At 36.9% G+C, this 16141-nt stretch carries 13 protein-coding genes; 9 read left to right on the forward strand and 4 right to left on the reverse strand.

Annotated elements, in window-relative coordinates; genetic code table 11:
* Nucleotides 1–2 precede the first annotated feature (2 nt).
* Entirely contained in the window at nucleotides 3–818 is an 816-nt protein-coding gene (gene dapD / locus CVFO_RS02085) for a 2,3,4,5-tetrahydropyridine-2,6-dicarboxylate N-succinyltransferase (RefSeq protein ID WP_201339954.1), read from the reverse strand.
* Nucleotides 819–988: 170 nt separating this feature from the next.
* On the opposite strand from dapD, the gene ccoG reads away from it, so the two are divergent.
* The 3 genes from ccoG to CVFO_RS02100 all read left to right on the forward strand — a co-directional run bounded on the left by ccoG (nucleotide 989) and on the right by CVFO_RS02100 (nucleotide 3394).
* Nucleotides 989–2383 (forward strand): cytochrome c oxidase accessory protein CcoG, encoded by a 1395-nt coding sequence (ccoG, locus tag CVFO_RS02090; protein ID WP_201339956.1) that lies wholly within the window; start codon nucleotides 989–991, stop codon nucleotides 2381–2383.
* Nucleotides 2383–2862, forward strand: a complete 480-nt coding sequence (locus CVFO_RS02095; RefSeq protein ID WP_201339958.1) for a FixH family protein — start codon at nucleotides 2383–2385, stop codon at nucleotides 2860–2862. Before ccoG ends, CVFO_RS02095 begins: the two co-directional genes overlap by 1 nt.
* Nucleotides 2863–3148: 286 nt before the next feature.
* Entirely contained in the window at nucleotides 3149–3394 is a 246-nt protein-coding gene (locus CVFO_RS02100; protein WP_201339960.1) for a helix-turn-helix domain-containing protein, read from the forward strand.
* Between the two features lie 9 nt (nucleotides 3395–3403).
* Here CVFO_RS02100 and CVFO_RS02105 read toward each other — a convergent pair whose 3' ends face one another.
* The gene (locus CVFO_RS02105) at nucleotides 3404–4123 is read right to left on the reverse strand and encodes an ATP-binding cassette domain-containing protein (protein ID WP_201339962.1); all 720 of its coding nucleotides are present in this window, start codon (nucleotides 4121–4123) and stop codon (nucleotides 3404–3406) included.
* Between the two features lie 86 nt (nucleotides 4124–4209).
* On the opposite strand from CVFO_RS02105, the gene polA reads away from it, so the two are divergent.
* The 3 genes from polA to CVFO_RS02120 are packed head-to-tail and all read left to right on the forward strand — an operon-like array spanning nucleotide 4210 to nucleotide 11834.
* Nucleotides 4210–6939 carry a DNA polymerase I gene (gene polA, locus CVFO_RS02110; protein ID WP_201339964.1) on the forward strand — a complete coding sequence of 910 codons (2730 nt, stop codon included), beginning with the start codon at nucleotides 4210–4212 and terminating at the stop codon, nucleotides 6937–6939.
* A 6-nt stretch (nucleotides 6940–6945) separates the two neighbouring features.
* Nucleotides 6946–8646 (forward strand): arginine--tRNA ligase, encoded by a 1701-nt coding sequence (gene argS, locus CVFO_RS02115; protein WP_201339966.1) that lies wholly within the window; start codon nucleotides 6946–6948, stop codon nucleotides 8644–8646.
* Nucleotides 8643–11834 (forward strand): UvrD-helicase domain-containing protein, encoded by a 3192-nt coding sequence (locus CVFO_RS02120; protein WP_201339968.1) that lies wholly within the window; start codon nucleotides 8643–8645, stop codon nucleotides 11832–11834. Before argS ends, CVFO_RS02120 begins: the two co-directional genes overlap by 4 nt.
* Nucleotides 11835–11876: 42 nt before the next feature.
* Here CVFO_RS02120 and CVFO_RS02125 read toward each other — a convergent pair whose 3' ends face one another.
* Both CVFO_RS02125 and thiE read right to left on the reverse strand, forming a co-directional pair.
* Entirely contained in the window at nucleotides 11877–12509 is a 633-nt protein-coding gene (locus tag CVFO_RS02125) for a rod shape-determining protein (protein WP_201339969.1), read from the reverse strand.
* A 172-nt stretch (nucleotides 12510–12681) separates the two neighbouring features.
* Complete coding sequence (gene thiE / locus CVFO_RS02130) at nucleotides 12682–13263, reverse strand: thiamine phosphate synthase (RefSeq protein ID WP_201339971.1); 582 nt, start codon at nucleotides 13261–13263, stop codon at nucleotides 12682–12684.
* Here thiE and lptC point away from each other — a divergent pair.
* The 3 genes from lptC to sat all read left to right on the forward strand — a co-directional run bounded on the left by lptC (nucleotide 13262) and on the right by sat (nucleotide 16052).
* Nucleotides 13262–14221 carry an LPS export ABC transporter periplasmic protein LptC gene (gene lptC, locus CVFO_RS02135; protein WP_201339973.1) on the forward strand — a complete coding sequence of 320 codons (960 nt, stop codon included), beginning with the start codon at nucleotides 13262–13264 and terminating at the stop codon, nucleotides 14219–14221. The genes thiE and lptC overlap by 2 nt on opposite strands.
* Entirely contained in the window at nucleotides 14214–14699 is a 486-nt protein-coding gene (gene lptA, locus CVFO_RS02140) for a lipopolysaccharide transport periplasmic protein LptA (RefSeq protein WP_201339975.1), read from the forward strand. The genes lptC and lptA overlap by 8 nt, the downstream gene beginning before the upstream one ends.
* A gap of 144 nt (nucleotides 14700–14843) precedes the next feature.
* Entirely contained in the window at nucleotides 14844–16052 is a 1209-nt protein-coding gene (gene sat / locus CVFO_RS02145) for a sulfate adenylyltransferase (RefSeq protein WP_201339976.1), read from the forward strand.
* Nucleotides 16053–16141: the final 89 nt, after the last annotated feature.

Below are 16141 nucleotides of genomic sequence, written 5' to 3' on the forward strand. Positions count from 1 at the left end.
GTTTAAATGCCTCGTAAAAGCTCGTTGATACCCACTTTAGAGCGTGTCTTGGCATCAACTTGCTTGACAATTACTGCACAATAAAGCGAATAAGTGCCATCTTTGCTTGGTAAATTGCCAGATACAACTACTGAACCAGCAGGAATACGTCCATACGTGATTTCTCCCGTTTCACGATTGAAAATTTTGGTGGATTGTCCAATATAAACCCCCATTGAAATAACCGCATCTTGTTCAACAATTACGCCTTCCACGACTTCTGACCTGGCACCAATAAAACAGTTGTCTTCAATAATCGTTGGACTGGCCTGTAATGGCTCTAATACACCGCCGATGCCAACACCACCTGATAGATGAACGTTTTTACCGATTTGTGCGCATGAGCCAACTGTTGCCCAAGTATCTACCATCGTGCCTGAGTCCACATAAGCGCCAATATTGACATAACTGGGCATTAGCACTGTGTCTTTAGCAATGAAAGAGCCGCGGCGTGCACTTGCTGGTGGCACCACACGAACACCTGCTGTATTAAATTCATCTGCTGACATATCAGCAAATTTAGAAGGCACTTTGTCAAAGTATTGAGTAAAACCACCTTGCATAACGACATTGTCTTCTAATCTAAAAGATAACAGGACTGCTTTTTTTAACCATTCGTTAACAACCCAATCGCCCACACCTTTTTGCTCGGCAACACGTGCTTGGCCTGAATCAAGCAAATGGATGGCCTCAGCAACGGCTTGTTTGATTTCTATGCTGGCTGATTGTGGGTTAATATTAGCTCTGTTTTCAAAGGCTTGTTCAATAATATCTTTCATGTTAAATCCTGTCCAAAAAATTAGGCATTATATCAGCAAGCGAGTTTTATTGATAAGTGGGTTTAAATTGTTGTATTTTTTGATGCAAATCAAGAAAAAAATTAGGATTGATGATATGATACGCAAGGTTAAAATATCCCCCCCCCCCCCCCCCCATTAAAGAGGCAAGTATGACAGACAAAAAAATCCAAGTAGAAAGCCTATATGAAGAGGGTGAACAATGGGTACAAAACCTAGGGGATGAAACCATTCATGCAAAACGTATGAAGGGAAAGTTCCGCAATTTTAAATGGTTGGCCATTATTGTTTGGTCGCCATTTTTTATTGGTCCATACCTTACTTGGAATGATAAGCAAGCTATTTTATTTGATATAGATAAAAGACAGTATCACTTATTTGACATTACTATTTTCCCACAAGATATTTGGATGCTCACCATGGTGTTGTTGTTTTTAGCGATTTTATTAGCAGCTATGACCACTGTTCTAGGTCGAGTGTTTTGTGGTTATTTTTGTTTTCAAACGGTTTGGACGGATATCTTTACCAAAATAGAGCAATGGATTGAAGGCACGCCAGCCCAGCGCCGAAAGCTAGATAAGGCGCCAATGAGTTTTAATAAGCTCAAGCTCAAACTGGCTAAACATTCTATTTGGATAGCAATCGCACTTTTCTCTGGTATTACTTGGATGCTGTATTTTGGAGTCACTTGGGCTGATTATTTTAAGGGTGATATTACCTCTACAACGATAGCCATCACCGCCGCTACTGCACTTGGTGCTTACGTATTTGCTGGGTTTATGAGAGAGCAAACTTGCTTGTGGATTTGTCCATATGCGCGCATTCAAGGGGCAATGGTTGATGACCAAAGTATTCTACCAACTTATGACCATTATCGTGGCGAGCAGCGTGGCAGGCTTAAAAGAAGTGAGTTTGTTGAAGGGTTTGGCGATTGTATTGATTGTCATCAATGCGTTGCTGTTTGCCCAACAGGTGTTGATATCCGCAAAGGTCAGGAGTATGGCTGCATTACTTGTGGACTGTGTATCGATGCTTGTGATTCGGTGATGGAGAAGGTTGGTAAGCCTAAAGGCTTAATTCGTTATACCTCCTTAGCTGAAATGAAATTTAACAAACCAGTTAAAGCACTTTATAAACGCCCAAGGGTTATTATTTATGCATCAATATTATTATCAGCATTATCAGTATTGACTTATGGTATTTTAAATCTTGCGCAAATGGATTTAAAAGTATTGCACGACAGGCAGCCACTATTTGTACAGCTTTCTGATGGCTCAATTCGCAATAAATACGAACTAAAAGTCATGAATAAGACAGATAAAGTCATGCCAATTAGTATTAGTTTTAGCAGTAAAATAGGAAACCTAAAATCTAAAAAAGCGTTCAAAGTAGTGATGATTCCAAGTGGTAATGTTAAATCTATTTATGTTTATTTAAGCGCCTTTGAAAGTGATGTAGGCGCTGATAACGATGTTATATTTGTGGTTAAAAGCGAACAAGCCACTTTAGAATATAAGACTTCATTTTTCACACCTAAGAGTATGTAATGAGTATTCACAAAAGCCCAATTATGATGGCCATGCTAGTGTTGTTTATCACTTTAGTGGGTGCGACTGTCTATCGAATTATTACCGCACTTGAAACCCATCCAGGGTTAGTGGTTGAAGATGCATATTCGAGTGGCAAACGCTACGCAGAAACATTGAACCATAAGAAGCAATTAGCACGGCTTGGCTGGACATTAAACCTTACTATTCCTAAGGTTGTGACTCATAATATTAAACAAACCTATATGGCTAATAGTGCACAGAACGGCAAGACCCTAGCAAATGCTTTGGTTACAGCATATTTTTATCGTCCTTTAGAAAAAGCACATGATTTTTCTATCAATATGGCATTTCACCAAGAAATAAATCAATATCAAGCACAAGTAACATTACCCTTAAAAGGGCGTTGGGATGTGGTGGTCGAAGTGGTTAAAGGGGAATTTTTACAAAGAACTTCTAGAAAGCTATTTGCTCAATAGTTATTAGTTTCTTATAAAAGCCATTACAGGGCCAATAATATAACAAGAAATACGATTTTATTGTTAGTCATTATTTGGTAATTACTGACCCTGTGCCAGCAAGACCAACAGCTGAGATTAAGATAGAATGTGTGTTTTTATTATTCTTAAGTAAATTCATTAGTTTTTATTATTCGCCTTGTTAAGGAAAGAATTATTTTATATTTTATATAAAAACTCTATATATAGAGTTTTTTAAAATTAATTTAGCATATTCTTTTAAAACTTTCTTAAGTTTTAAAAGAATATGCTAAATGTCGAATTCAAGTCAGATGAAGTTTCAGATTTTCATTTGAAAATCTCTCAAAATATAAAACGAATTAGAAAGCAAGCAGGCATTACGCAATTAAATCTTGCTGTTGGAATAGGTATCAATTCATCAGGTTCTTATTCAGATTATGAGAACAATAAGAATAGTAAAAAATTTAATTTAAACTATTTGTATAAAATTGCAAAAGTTCTGGAAGTTGATGTTTGTGAATTTTTTATTTAAGAGTTTATGTTAATGTTTGTGTTCATGATTATGATGATGCTCATAAGTGGCCATAAGTTCATCCATTTGGTCGGCAAATAAATCATTAAATTGAGCATCTTTTAAAATGGCTTCTGGTTGTCCCATGCAGCAAATATGGTGGTATAGGCATAAGACTTGGGTTGATTCTTTCATGACTCTATGCAAGTCGTGTGATACCATGAGCACGGCACAATTTTGTTGCTTATGAATATCTTGAATGAGTTTATATAAACTCATTTGGCCATTCACATCAAGGTTTTGGGCAGGCTCATCAAGGATTAAGACATTGGGTTTTGCAAGTAAGGCGCGGGCTAACAATACACGTTGCATTTCACCACCAGATAAATTTTTTAGTGATAAATGCAGCAATGTTTCAATGCCTGTGAGTGTGGCAGTATCTATTAAAAACTGGGCATTAATTTTTTGGTTGAGTTTTAGAAAATCAATGACTGAAATGGGGATAAACTCATTAGGGATAAATTTTTGTGGTGTATAGCCTAGCCTAATATGCTTAGATTTTTTAATCTTACCATTGTCAGGGGTAGTAAGCCCAAGTAGGATTTTAATTAACGAACTCTTTCCAGCACCATTTGGACCAATTAAGGTAATGAATTCGCCTGTTTTTAATTCAAAACTAACGTCATCAAGTACCTTCTTGCCATGATGGCTAAGGCTAATATGATTTACACTAATAAGGGCTTCTGACATGGGTTAACAATGATGAATGACTAGTTTGTATTTTATACGTACAATTTATATATCTTGGCTTATCTTAAATTGGTAAAATCTAGTCCATGCCACATAAACTAATTTTAATGGATGGCTCGGCTTTTTTGTTCCGAGCTTATTTTTCTACACTAAAGCAAAACTTAACCAATCAAGACGGCTTCCCAACAGGTGCTATGTTTGGTGTTATTAATGCCATTAAACGCCTTCAAAAGCAGTATCCAGAGGCTAAGATAATCACCATATTTGATGCCAAGGGTAAAAATTTCAGACATGATATTTACCCGCAATACAAAGCACATAGAAAGCCAGCTGATAGCGAATTGATGATGCAAATTGCGCCTTTGTATGAGATTATTAAAGCCATGGGGTTTCATTTTATGTGTGTGCCTGATGTTGAGGCGGATGATGTGATTGCCACCTTGAGTTGTTGTGCCAACCAAAACAATATTAAGACCATTATTGCTAGTGGCGATAAAGATTTAATGCAATTAGTGGGCGCTAATATTTCTCAATTAGACATGAAAGGCACTGTGTATGATCGCCAAGGTGTGATTGAAAAAATGGGCGTTGCACCGGAGAAAATTTTAGACCTTTTAGCCCTAACTGGCGATAGTACAGATAACATTCCTGGCGTGCCTAGCGTTGGCCCTAAAACAGCCATTAAATGGTTGCAAACTTATAGTGACATTGCAGGTGTTAAGGAAAATGCCGCACAAATTAAGGGTAAAGTGGGCGAAAAGTTACGTGATAATTTTGATTTGTTGGATTTGTCCCATCGATTAGTTAAGCTTAAATTTGATGTTGCCTTGCCTTGTAATATTTTGGATGACGAATCAGGGCAGGATATTGCCAAACTGGCCGATTTGTATCAGCAGTACGGCTTTTCGATGTGGTTAAAGCAGCTAGGCAATGTGTCTATGCTAGACCAAGAAGGCGCCCAAGCTATTGAAGTGGCTGAAAGTACTAGCAATACGGTTGATGTTCTTGAGGATTATTCACAAACATTAGTACTAGATTTGGATGGATTTAATACAATGGTTAGTCGGCTTAAAACCTCAAAGAGGTTTGTATTTGATTTAGAAACCACGTCGCTAGATTATATGAATGCCACCATTGTTGGCTGGGTATTTTTAGTTGATAAGGGTAGTTTTTATGTGCCTGTTGGTCATGATTATTTAGATGCACCAAAGCAGTTGGATTTTAAGGCTGTGCTTAATCAACTAAAGCCAATTTTAGAGGATGTGTCTATTGGAAAAGTCGGGCAAAATCTAAAATATGATGCACACATCTTAGCCAATTACCAAATTGATTTGCAAGGCATTAGTGATGACACCATGGTGAAATCTTATTGTTTAAATTCAGTTGCCACAAGACATAATATGGATGATTTGAGTGAATATTACTTGAACCATCAAACCATCCATTTTGCTGATGTTGTAGGCAAAGGTAAAAAACAAATTACTTTTAATCAAGTAGATTTAGAAACTGCCTTTCCTTGTGCTTGTGAAGACGTAATAGTGACGGATTTGTTAAATCGCGTGCTAGATGAGGAAATTGCCCAATATCCTAAATTGGTTAAGTTGTATCAAAACCTAGAATTACCATTGATTAAAGTCTTGTTGCACATGGAGCGTAATGGTGTTGAATTAGACGTGAACGCACTAAGCGCCCAGCAAATAGACATTATTCAACAAATGAAGGATATTCAGGCTCAGGCATTTGAGTTGGTAGGTGGCGTGTTTAATCTTGAGTCGCCTAAGCAAATTCAACAAATTTTATTTGAGCCCGAAGGTTTAGGGCTAACCCCTTTGAAAAAAACCCCCAAAGGTGCACCTTCTACGAATGAAGAGGCATTAAAGCTTTTAGACCATCCATTGGTTGATTTAATATTAGGCTATCGCACATTAACCAAGCTTAATTCCACGTATCTTGAAGCACTACCCAAGCAAATTGATTTAAACACACACAGGCTTCACACTTCTTATCATCAAGCAGTAACTGCCACAGGTCGGCTATCATCAAGCAATCCAAATTTGCAGAATATTCCTATTCGTTCCGAGCAAGGTGCGCGTATTCGTGGTGCGTTTATTGCCGGCAAAGATAACGTTATTATTGCCGCTGATTACTCGCAAATTGAACTGCGAATTATGGCGCAATTATCCCAAGATAAAAGTCTATTAGACGCTTTTAATCATGATAAAGACGTGCATAGTACAACAGCATCAACCATGTTTAATGTGCCAATTGATGAGGTGACAAAAGAACATCGTAGGCGCGCCAAGGCAATTAATTTTGGCTTAATTTATGGTATGAGTGCCTTTGGTTTGTCAAAACAAATTGATGTTTCTAGGACTGAGGCAAAACAATATATTGATGCTTATTTTGATAATTATCCTAGTGTGCTACATTACATGGACAACACCAAAGAAAGCGCAAAGGTACAAGGTTATGTTGAGACTGTCATGGGCAGACGTTTGTATTTGCCACAAATTAATGCCAAAAATAAAATGCACCAACAACACGCACTTAGAACCGCTATTAATGCACCTATGCAAGGCTCTTCAGCAGATATCATTAAAAAAGCCATGCTTGATGTTCACGCATGGATTGGGCAAAACAATCCAGATATTAAAATGATTATGCAAGTGCACGATGAGTTGGTATTTGAAGTGAGCGTATCAAAAGCTGATGAATTCGCCCATAAAATACAAGACTTAATGGCCAATGCCTATTTATTGGATATTCCTCTTAAAGTAGATGTGGGGATTGGTGGTTCTTGGCAACAAGCACATTAAATTATTATGAAAGAACAATTACAAAAAATATTAAAGCAAGCCCTAAACTCATTAGTGAATGAGGGTGTGCTTGAGGGTGTGCCTGAGAGTATTCGTATTGACCATTCCAAGGACAAAACTCAAGGCGATTTTGCCTCAAACATTGCCATGGTTTTGGCAAAGCGAGCAGGGCTGATTCCGAAAGTATTAGCACAAAAAATTATTGACAACTTGGGTGATAACACGCAGATTGATAAAGTACAAATTGCAGGCCCCGGGTTTATTAACTTTTTTATTTCCCAAGGTGAAAATACACAAATAATTGAGCGAATTATTAATCAAGCAGAACGCTATGGAAAAGCGGACGTAGGCAAAGGTCAGCGCATATTGTTGGAGTTTGTATCTGCCAATCCGACTGGCCCACTTCATGTGGGGCATGGTCGTGGAGCGGCGTATGGGGCGACAGTTGCTAATCTTTTGCGCGGTGTAGGGTTTGAAGTTGATAATGAATATTATGTGAATGATGCAGGTCGGCAGATGGATATTTTGGCGACTTCGGTTTACTTGCGTTATGTTGAAACTGAGCAATTCCCAGATAATGGTTACAAGGGCGATTATATCTTTGATATTGCTAAAAAAATTAGTGGTGTAAAAAAGTGTGATATTTTCGATGGTGTTTGCAAAGATGAGAAAAATGGTGGTGACAAAGAAAAGCATATTGATAATTTGATTGCTAATTGCAAGTCTCAATTGGGGCATGATTACAAAAAAATCTTTGATTTGGCGATTAATAATATTTTGAGTGGCATTAAAATTGATTTGGCTGGGTTTGGTGTTGAATATCAGCAGTGGTTTTCTGAACAGTCTTTAGTAGATAGTGGCTTGAGTAAAGAAACCGTGAAAAAACTACAGGACTCAGGATACATTTATGAAAAAGAAGGCGCACTTTGGTTTAAAACCACCGATTTTGGCGATGATTTAGACCGTGTAGTGGTTCGGGAAAATGGGATGCACACTTATTTTGCCTCCGATATTGCCTATCATCTTGAGAAGTTTGAACGTGGTTATGACAAAATTATTAACATTTGGGGCGCTGACCACCATGGTTATATTGTCAGGGTTAAAGCCTCGATTGAGGCGCTTAATCACAATTCTGATAAGTTAGAAATCTTGTTGGTGCAATTTGTTAACCTATATCGAGGTGGTGAAAGAGTTTCCATGTCAACTCGTAGCGGTTCGTTTATTACTTTGGAAGAATTGCGTAAAGAGGTGGGTAATGATGCGGCACGTTTTTTCTATATTTTGCGCAAATCAGAACAGCACATGGATTTTGACCTAGATTTAGCCAAATCAAAAAGCAATGAGAATCCAGTATTCTATATTCAATATGCTCATGCACGTATCTGCTCAGTCTTAAAACAAGGCAAGCTTTCTATGGTAGGTATTGATTTGTCGGTATTAAACAATGAGTCAGAAGTCTTGTTAATTAAAGAACTTAATCGCTATAAAGACATCTTGCAATCATCTGCACTTAATTATGAACCACACGTATTGGCTTATTACTTGCGTGAATTGGCTGGCCATTTTCACAGCTATTACAACAATAGCGAGTTTTTAGTGAATGACGAAAAATTGCGAAACTCAAGATTATTGCTTATTACAGCAGTGAAACAAATATTGGTAAATGGTTTAAATTTATTGGGCGTTAGCGCACCTGATTCAATGTGAATGACCAAACGCAAAGGCGACAAGCATTAGATGTTAGTCAATCTTTTATTGTTCAAGCACCTGCAGGCTCGGGGAAGACAGAGTTATTAACGCAGCGTTATTTGAAATCGTTATCAGTGAGTGCTTCGCCTGAGAGTGTGATTGCAATGACCTTTACTAAAAAGGCGGTGAGTGAGTTGACCACTCGGGTGATTGAGTCTTTAAAATTAGCCCAAGGCAATCGACCAAAAGAGTTACATAAGCAAATTACTTATGATTTGGCTCTTAAAGTATTAGAAAAATCCAAGACATTTGATTGGCAATTATTAAACATGCCTGAGCGGTTTAAAATCTCAACGATTGATGGTCTGTCAAGTTTGATTACCAGTCGTTATCCAAGTAAGAATCAACTAATACCCAAGCAAATCATAGCTCAAAATTGGGCAAGAAATGATATTTATCTTCAAGCTGCCAAGCAAACATTATTGGCAATTGATGAGTCTGAATATCAAAATAGCATTGAGTCAGTGCTGCTATATTTGGATAATAATGTTAATAAGTTTTATCGTTTGATTACGGACATGTTGGCTAAGCGTGATCAGTGGCTTTTGAAGTTGTACCAGCATGGTGTGCTTAATATTAAAACCTTACGGTTGAGTTCTGAAAGGGTGATTACGCAGCACTTACAATTGTTAAAAAATGAGGCTAAGCACCACCTTGATGGTGCTTTTTTTGACTTATTAAAATATAATACTCAATCTAAATTTTCGCAAATACAGGCGCTGCCAAATACAAGTATTGAGTGTTTAGATGTATGGGTAAATATAGCAGACCTATTGCTTGATGGTAAAAGCAAAAAAAACAATAAGTGGCGCAAAAGTGTTAATACAAACAATGGATTTCCAGCTGAAGTAAAGGCACAAAAAGACGAGTTTATTAAATTTTTAAACCATCTTCAAGGTAAAGATAATTTCAAAGATTTGTTATTTGAGACACTTAATTTACCTGATGTTGATTTTTCAATCAATCAAATTAACGCCCTTCAAGACATTGCACAAGTATTAAAGTTGGCCGTTGCTCAATTAAATGTTTTGTTTGATGTTAATCAAACGCATGATTTTATCCAAGTTGCCCTAGATGCAGACCATGCGTTAGATGAACATCAAGTGAGTGATGTTGCACTATTCTTGGACAACAAGGTTCAGCATATTTTGATTGATGAGTTTCAAGACACCTCAGCCACTCAGTTTGTTTTATTAGAAAAGTTGATTGTTAATTGGCAAGTAGGTGATGGTAAAACGCTGTTTTTAGTGGGCGACCCCATGCAGTCTATTTACTTATTTAGGCAATCTCAGGTGGGCTTATTTTTACAGGTTCGGACGCAAGGCATTGCCAGTATTAAGCCTGAATTTTTACAACTGAGTACTAATTTTCGCTCCTCTAGATCTGTGGTTGAAGGTAATAATAAAATATTTTCAAAGGTATTTCCTCAGCAGGAAGATGCCTCTAAGGGTGCAATTAAGTATGAACATTCACAGACCAATTCTATTGACAAAGATGGCAATGCCATTAACTTTTATCCATTTGCGCACAAGCGTTATGATTTTGAGGCACAAAAAGTGCTTGAAATTATCCAAAGCAACCCGGCAAAAGAGATTGCTATTTTGGTTAGAAACCGTTCACACCTAGGTAATATTGTGCCCGTTTTGAAGTGTGCTAATATTCAATTTGAGGCATTAAAAACATCCCCATTAAAGCAAGATTTATTTACTCGTGATTTGCTTAGTCTGACTCGAGCACTTAAACATCTGGGCGATAAACTTGCCTGGTTAGCTATTTTAAGAGCGCCTTGGTGTGGATTGTTGTTAGAAGACTTGCTTGTATTGTCACAACAGACTGAGTGTGTTATTTTTGATTTAATTCAAGATGAACAAGTTTTACAAGGTTTGAGCGAGAACGGACAATTGTGCGTGCGAAATTTTGCCCATGTTTTACGTGATATTGTTAATCAACAATCTAGATTTAGTTTCACAAAGGTGCTTGAATTTGCGATTAACCAGCTAGCACCGCAGAATTCCTTATCTGTTAAGCAGTCTATGATTAAAGCTCAGTTTTTGCAAATTATTCATGATTGTGAGTCTGCGCAACAACTTGATATTGAGACCATTAATCAAATGTTAGATGAGTTGTATGCACCTAGTGTAAATGCACGAATTAAGCTAATGACCATCCATGAAGCTAAAGGTTTGGAGTTTGAATTGGTTATTATTCCTGGGCTGGGTAGAGCGCCACAAAATAACAAACCACCCATCATTCACCTGCAAGAATTTAGCAATCAGTCGTTATTATTAGCACCAATAAGGGCTTATACGCAATTAGATGACAGCCGTACTTATACCTACTTAAGGCATATTGAATCACAACAAAATAAGTTTGAAACCATGCGTTTATTGTACGTGGCAATGACACGTGCTAAGTTTGAAATTCATTTATTAGGAACGCTAAATCAAAGCAATCAAGCCAGTAGCAATACTTTTTTAAAACTATTGGCACCTATATTTCAGCATCAATTTGACAAGCTCAAACTATCAACCACTGAGGATAATCAATCCGTTCAAGCACCAGAGTTGGTGCGTTATATTGAGCCTTTAGAATATGATAATTTGCCTGATGAAAGTAAGGAAAAAATGGACTTTCAGCTTAGTGTTGATTTGCAATACAAAAGCTTGCTTGGTACTTTGTTGCATCAATATTATGAAGACGGGTTGTTTTCACCAGATAAACAAAGTATAAGAGTAAGGCTAATGGAGTGTGGTGTTGGTAACACGGACATTGACAGTCATATCGATTTTATTGTCAACATGCTTAATTTAACGAAACAAGATAAACACTTTTCTTGGTTGTTTAAGCAAAGAATATCAACCCAAGTTGAGGCAGAATTTATAAGTCACAAGCACAGTGTTATTATTGATCGATTATTTATTGATGAAGATACTTTGTGGATTATTGATTTTAAAACTGCAACGAAATCGAATGATGAATCAATCGCACAATTTATACAAAGGCAAAAAACCAAATATACGCAACAATTATTGTCCTATAAAGTGGCTTTATCAGCGTGTTATTCAATGGAAATCAAGTGCGCTTTGTATTGCCCAGCAGTGCAAGAATTGATTGAAATTGACTCAATGAAATCTTTGCATAAATAAGGCAATCATCACCTTTTTAGTACCTTCTTAATTTTTTAGATGCTACTCTGTTGATAAGAAATTCATCTTATGTTTGTCAATTAAATCCAGCGCAAGTGCGCCACCACGAGCGACACAATTTAAAGGCTCTTGTGCAATACGCAAGTTAAGATTGGCTTGGTCTTTAATGAGTTTATCTAGCCCCTCTAGCAAAGCCCCGCCACCTGTGAGCATAACGCCATTTTTTGCAATATCAGCAGACAATTCTGGCGGAGTTTTTTCTAATGCGTCTCTGATTGAACTAATAATGGCTTTTAAGGGCTCTTTTAATGCCGATAAAACTTGAGCACTGGTCATTGTAAATTTGACTGGCAAAAATACATTTCTTGCACCAGCTTCAACAGCGCTTTCTTTAATTGCACGACGCTCGACTTGGGTAGCGCCACAAGGCACACAAATTAAAACATTAGGACTGGGTGAGAAAATCTTAGCGTCTAATACTTGATGAATAAAATGCTGCAACATTTTCTTGGTAATGGTGAAATCAGCAATCATCTTGGTTTCTGATAATCTTTCGTCATCACGAACCGCTACGACTGATGACTCATTTAGAACCAATTTATTATTTAGATAAATAAGTGTATTAACTGTGCCTAAGTCAATTGAAAGACTCTTTGGTTTAAATAGTTTGAACATAGGCATCCCAAGTTAAGTTGTATTTGTGTTCGGTTTTTAGTTGTTTAAAGTTTAAACTTAATATCTATTTAAGAAGACGGGACAACAAAAAATTAAATTGGTAATATTAAACTAAACCTTAAATTTAGGTATTGTACACCAACCTAGATACATACGAAAGAGGTGATGGTTTCTAGTGATTTTTCTCAAACAAAGTGTTAATCATTGCGACTGCGTCACAGCCAGCATCAAACGCTTGTTGTTGGTTATGAAAGTCAATGCCACCAATGCCAACAATCGGTATGCGTAATATTTGTTTGGCTTTTGTGATTAAACTCAGTGGGCAATGTGGCGCACTAGGTTTTGTGTTGGAGTTAAACAGCGCACCAAAGGCGACATAATTAGCACCTTGATTTTGAGCTTGAAGTGCTAGATCAACATCATCATAGCAAGACATGCCAATAATAGCGGCATCGCCTAATTGCTGCCTTGCTTGTTGTATTGAGCCATCATCTTTGCCTAAATGCACGCCATTAGCACGGATTTTTTCTGCTAGGTTGATGCCATCATTAATGATAAATAAAGTGTTATGTTCCAAGCATAAAAGACGTAATGCATATGCCTCTTTGAGTTTAATATTGTCGTCGTTAATTTTATGTCGATATTGGAGTATACTAATCCGATGTTCGATAATGACCCGTTTTATTAAAGTAGGATCAAGAGAGGTATCGGGTGTTATGGCATAAATATTTGATATTTTTTTATTAAACACCATGGCTAGTTTTCAGTTGAGGCATAATTTATTAAGTACAATTTCTATTATAGTGATTATTGGTGTTATATGGCTTCTGATAGCGTTATTGTTGCCTTTATTTTCCACGCCAGAAGATAAAAAACAAGCCTCATTAATACAAAATCAAATCACTTCTAAAGGAGAGACTTATCTTGAAAAAATTGATAATTTTTCCTTGCAAGAATTTGATGCTAAAGCGCAATTGTCACATTTTGTTAAAGCCAAAAGCTATTTTAGTTTTAAAAATTCTCCAGCATTGTTAATAGAGCCAAAAGTAGTATTTTATGATGAAAGAGGTTTTAAAGACTATGTGCTAAATTCTAAACGAGCCCACTATACTGATAGCGGTGAAATTAAATTTAAAGGTGAAGTTAGCATTCAATCTAGCAATGGACTTAGTCATAAAATAAATACAGAAGAATTATTAGTCGGCATTAAAACCAGTGACTTGATAAGCAAAAAACCAGTGACTTATTTGGGTGAAAATGTTAAGATTATTTCTCAAGGCATGCATATGTATGCTAAGGACGATACAATGAAGTTAATAGGTCGTACCAAAATTAACCAAGATAGTGGGCAACAAATATTAACCAAAGATTTGTATATCAGTCAATCCAAAGGTCAGAAACATTACTATTCAAATAGTAAAACCACTTATTTGGCTAAGAAAAACACAATCTATGCCAGTGGCGTTGATATGGACAGACAAAAACAAGTGATACAATTATTAGGCAAGGTAAAAATTGTGCAAGATTCTGGCTCTAAAATTACGACCAAAAATTTAACTATTGACCAGTCAAATGGTTTAGAAGTGTACCGAACTAAGGAAAAAATACATTATCAATCTAATATTGCTGATATTCATGCTTTTGGTATGAATTATGATGTGATTGAGCAAAAAATTAGATTGACGGGTGGCGTGGTAGGGCGCTATGAGTAAAGTTCTTTTAATGTGTTTATTGGTACTATCTGGACATACAATCGCTTTAGTGATTGACAGTTCTAAGCCCATCAAAGTTAGTGCCAGTATGGTTGTGATTGATGAGAAAAAAAAAATAAGTACTTATGTGGGCAAGGCTAGTATTACTCAAGGCTTTCTTATGTTAAGAGCTGAAATCATACAATTATTTAGCAATCAACAAGAGGTTATTAAAATTATTGCCAAAGGCACTCATAAACAACCTGCGCATTACCAACAAAATCAGCCAAACCAGTCTCGTTTTATAGAGGCGCAAGCACTTAATATAACTTATTTAACCAAACAAGAGCTTGTACATCTTAAAGGCAAAGCACACCTAGTGCAAGGATTTGATTCTTTCAGTGGTGGCACGCTTGATTATGACATTAAAAATGACAAGATAATCACCAGTATGTCAAAAGATGGCACGCAAAGAGCTCGATTTAAAATCAAACTTTAAATGTGGTTGTTATTCATTACTGCCACATAGATATTTTAAACCCATATATCTATGGGGATATATGGGAATATCCCCATAGAGTAATATGGGTAAAAATGACAGTGTGTATAATTTTTGGTTTTATATTTAAGATAGGATTGCAACATGTCAAAACTGGTCCCACCACATGGCAGTGACACACTAAAGCCATTAGCACTAGAAGGTAGCGCTTTAACAGCTGAGTTAGAAAGAGCAAAATCACTACCAAAAGTTAACTGCTCTTCAAGAGAAGTGGGCGACATCATTATGATGGGAATTGGCGGCTTCACGCCGTTAGAAGGCTTTATGGGTAAAGCAGATTGGCAAGGTGTTTGTGATAATATGACCATAGAAAGCGGTTTATTTTGGCCAATTCCTATTACCTTATCTACTGATAGTGAAGATGTTAACCAAGGTGATGAAGTTGCTTTGGTCAATGGTGAGACGGATGAAATTATCGCAATCATGGTTATTAGTGAAAAGTATTCAATTGATAAAGCTCATGAGTGCAATACCATTTATAAAACAACTGAGATGGCGCATCCAGGGGTTGTCATGGTAATGGCTCAAGGAAAATACAATCTTGCTGGATCTATTAAAGTATTGTCAGATGGCGGTTTTCCTGAAAAGTATAGTAGTTTATACATGACACCGATGGAGACTCGTGCTTATTTTGATGACAAAGGCTGGAAAACAGTTGCAGCATTCCAAACACGTAATCCAATGCACCGTTCACATGAATACTTGGCCAAAATTGCAGTGGAGATTTGTGATGGCGTTATGATTCACTCAGTATTAGGCGGCCTTAAGGCTGGCGATATTCCTGCTGATGTACGTTCAGAAGCAATTTCAGTGTTAATCGAAAACTATTTTGTAGATAATACCATCTTACAATCTGGCTATCCATTAGACATGCGTTATGCGGGCCCTCGCGAGGCATTATTACACGCATTATTTAGACAAAACTATGGTTGTTCACACCTGATTGTTGGTCGTGACCATGCGGGTGTTGATGATTATTACGGTCCATTTGATGCCCATAATATCTTTGATGAAATTGCTGATGACGCATTGGTGACAAAAGCGCTAAAGATTGACTGGACATTCTGGTGTCATAAATGTGGTGGTATGTCTTCAATGAAAACTTGCCCTCATAGCGCGGAAGATCGTGTGTTACTTTCAGGTACTAAAGTTCGTAAAATGCTTTCTGATGGTGAAGATTTACCAGAGACTTTTTCTCGTCCTGAAGTGGCCAAAATTTTACAAGCCTATTATGAGGGTATTAAGGATGAAGATAAAGTAGAAATTAAGCTGAGCGGACACTCAGAAAAATAATAAACCATGTCTATAATCAAGACATTTTTTTAAACCATTTTACTAAATAGTAAAATTGAATGTTGAGCATGTTAACTTTATATATCTAA

It is taken from the genome of Isorropodon fossajaponicum endosymbiont JTNG4 (assembly GCF_016592615.1).
In the GTDB taxonomy this organism is placed as follows: domain Bacteria; phylum Pseudomonadota; class Gammaproteobacteria; order PS1; family Pseudothioglobaceae; genus Ruthia.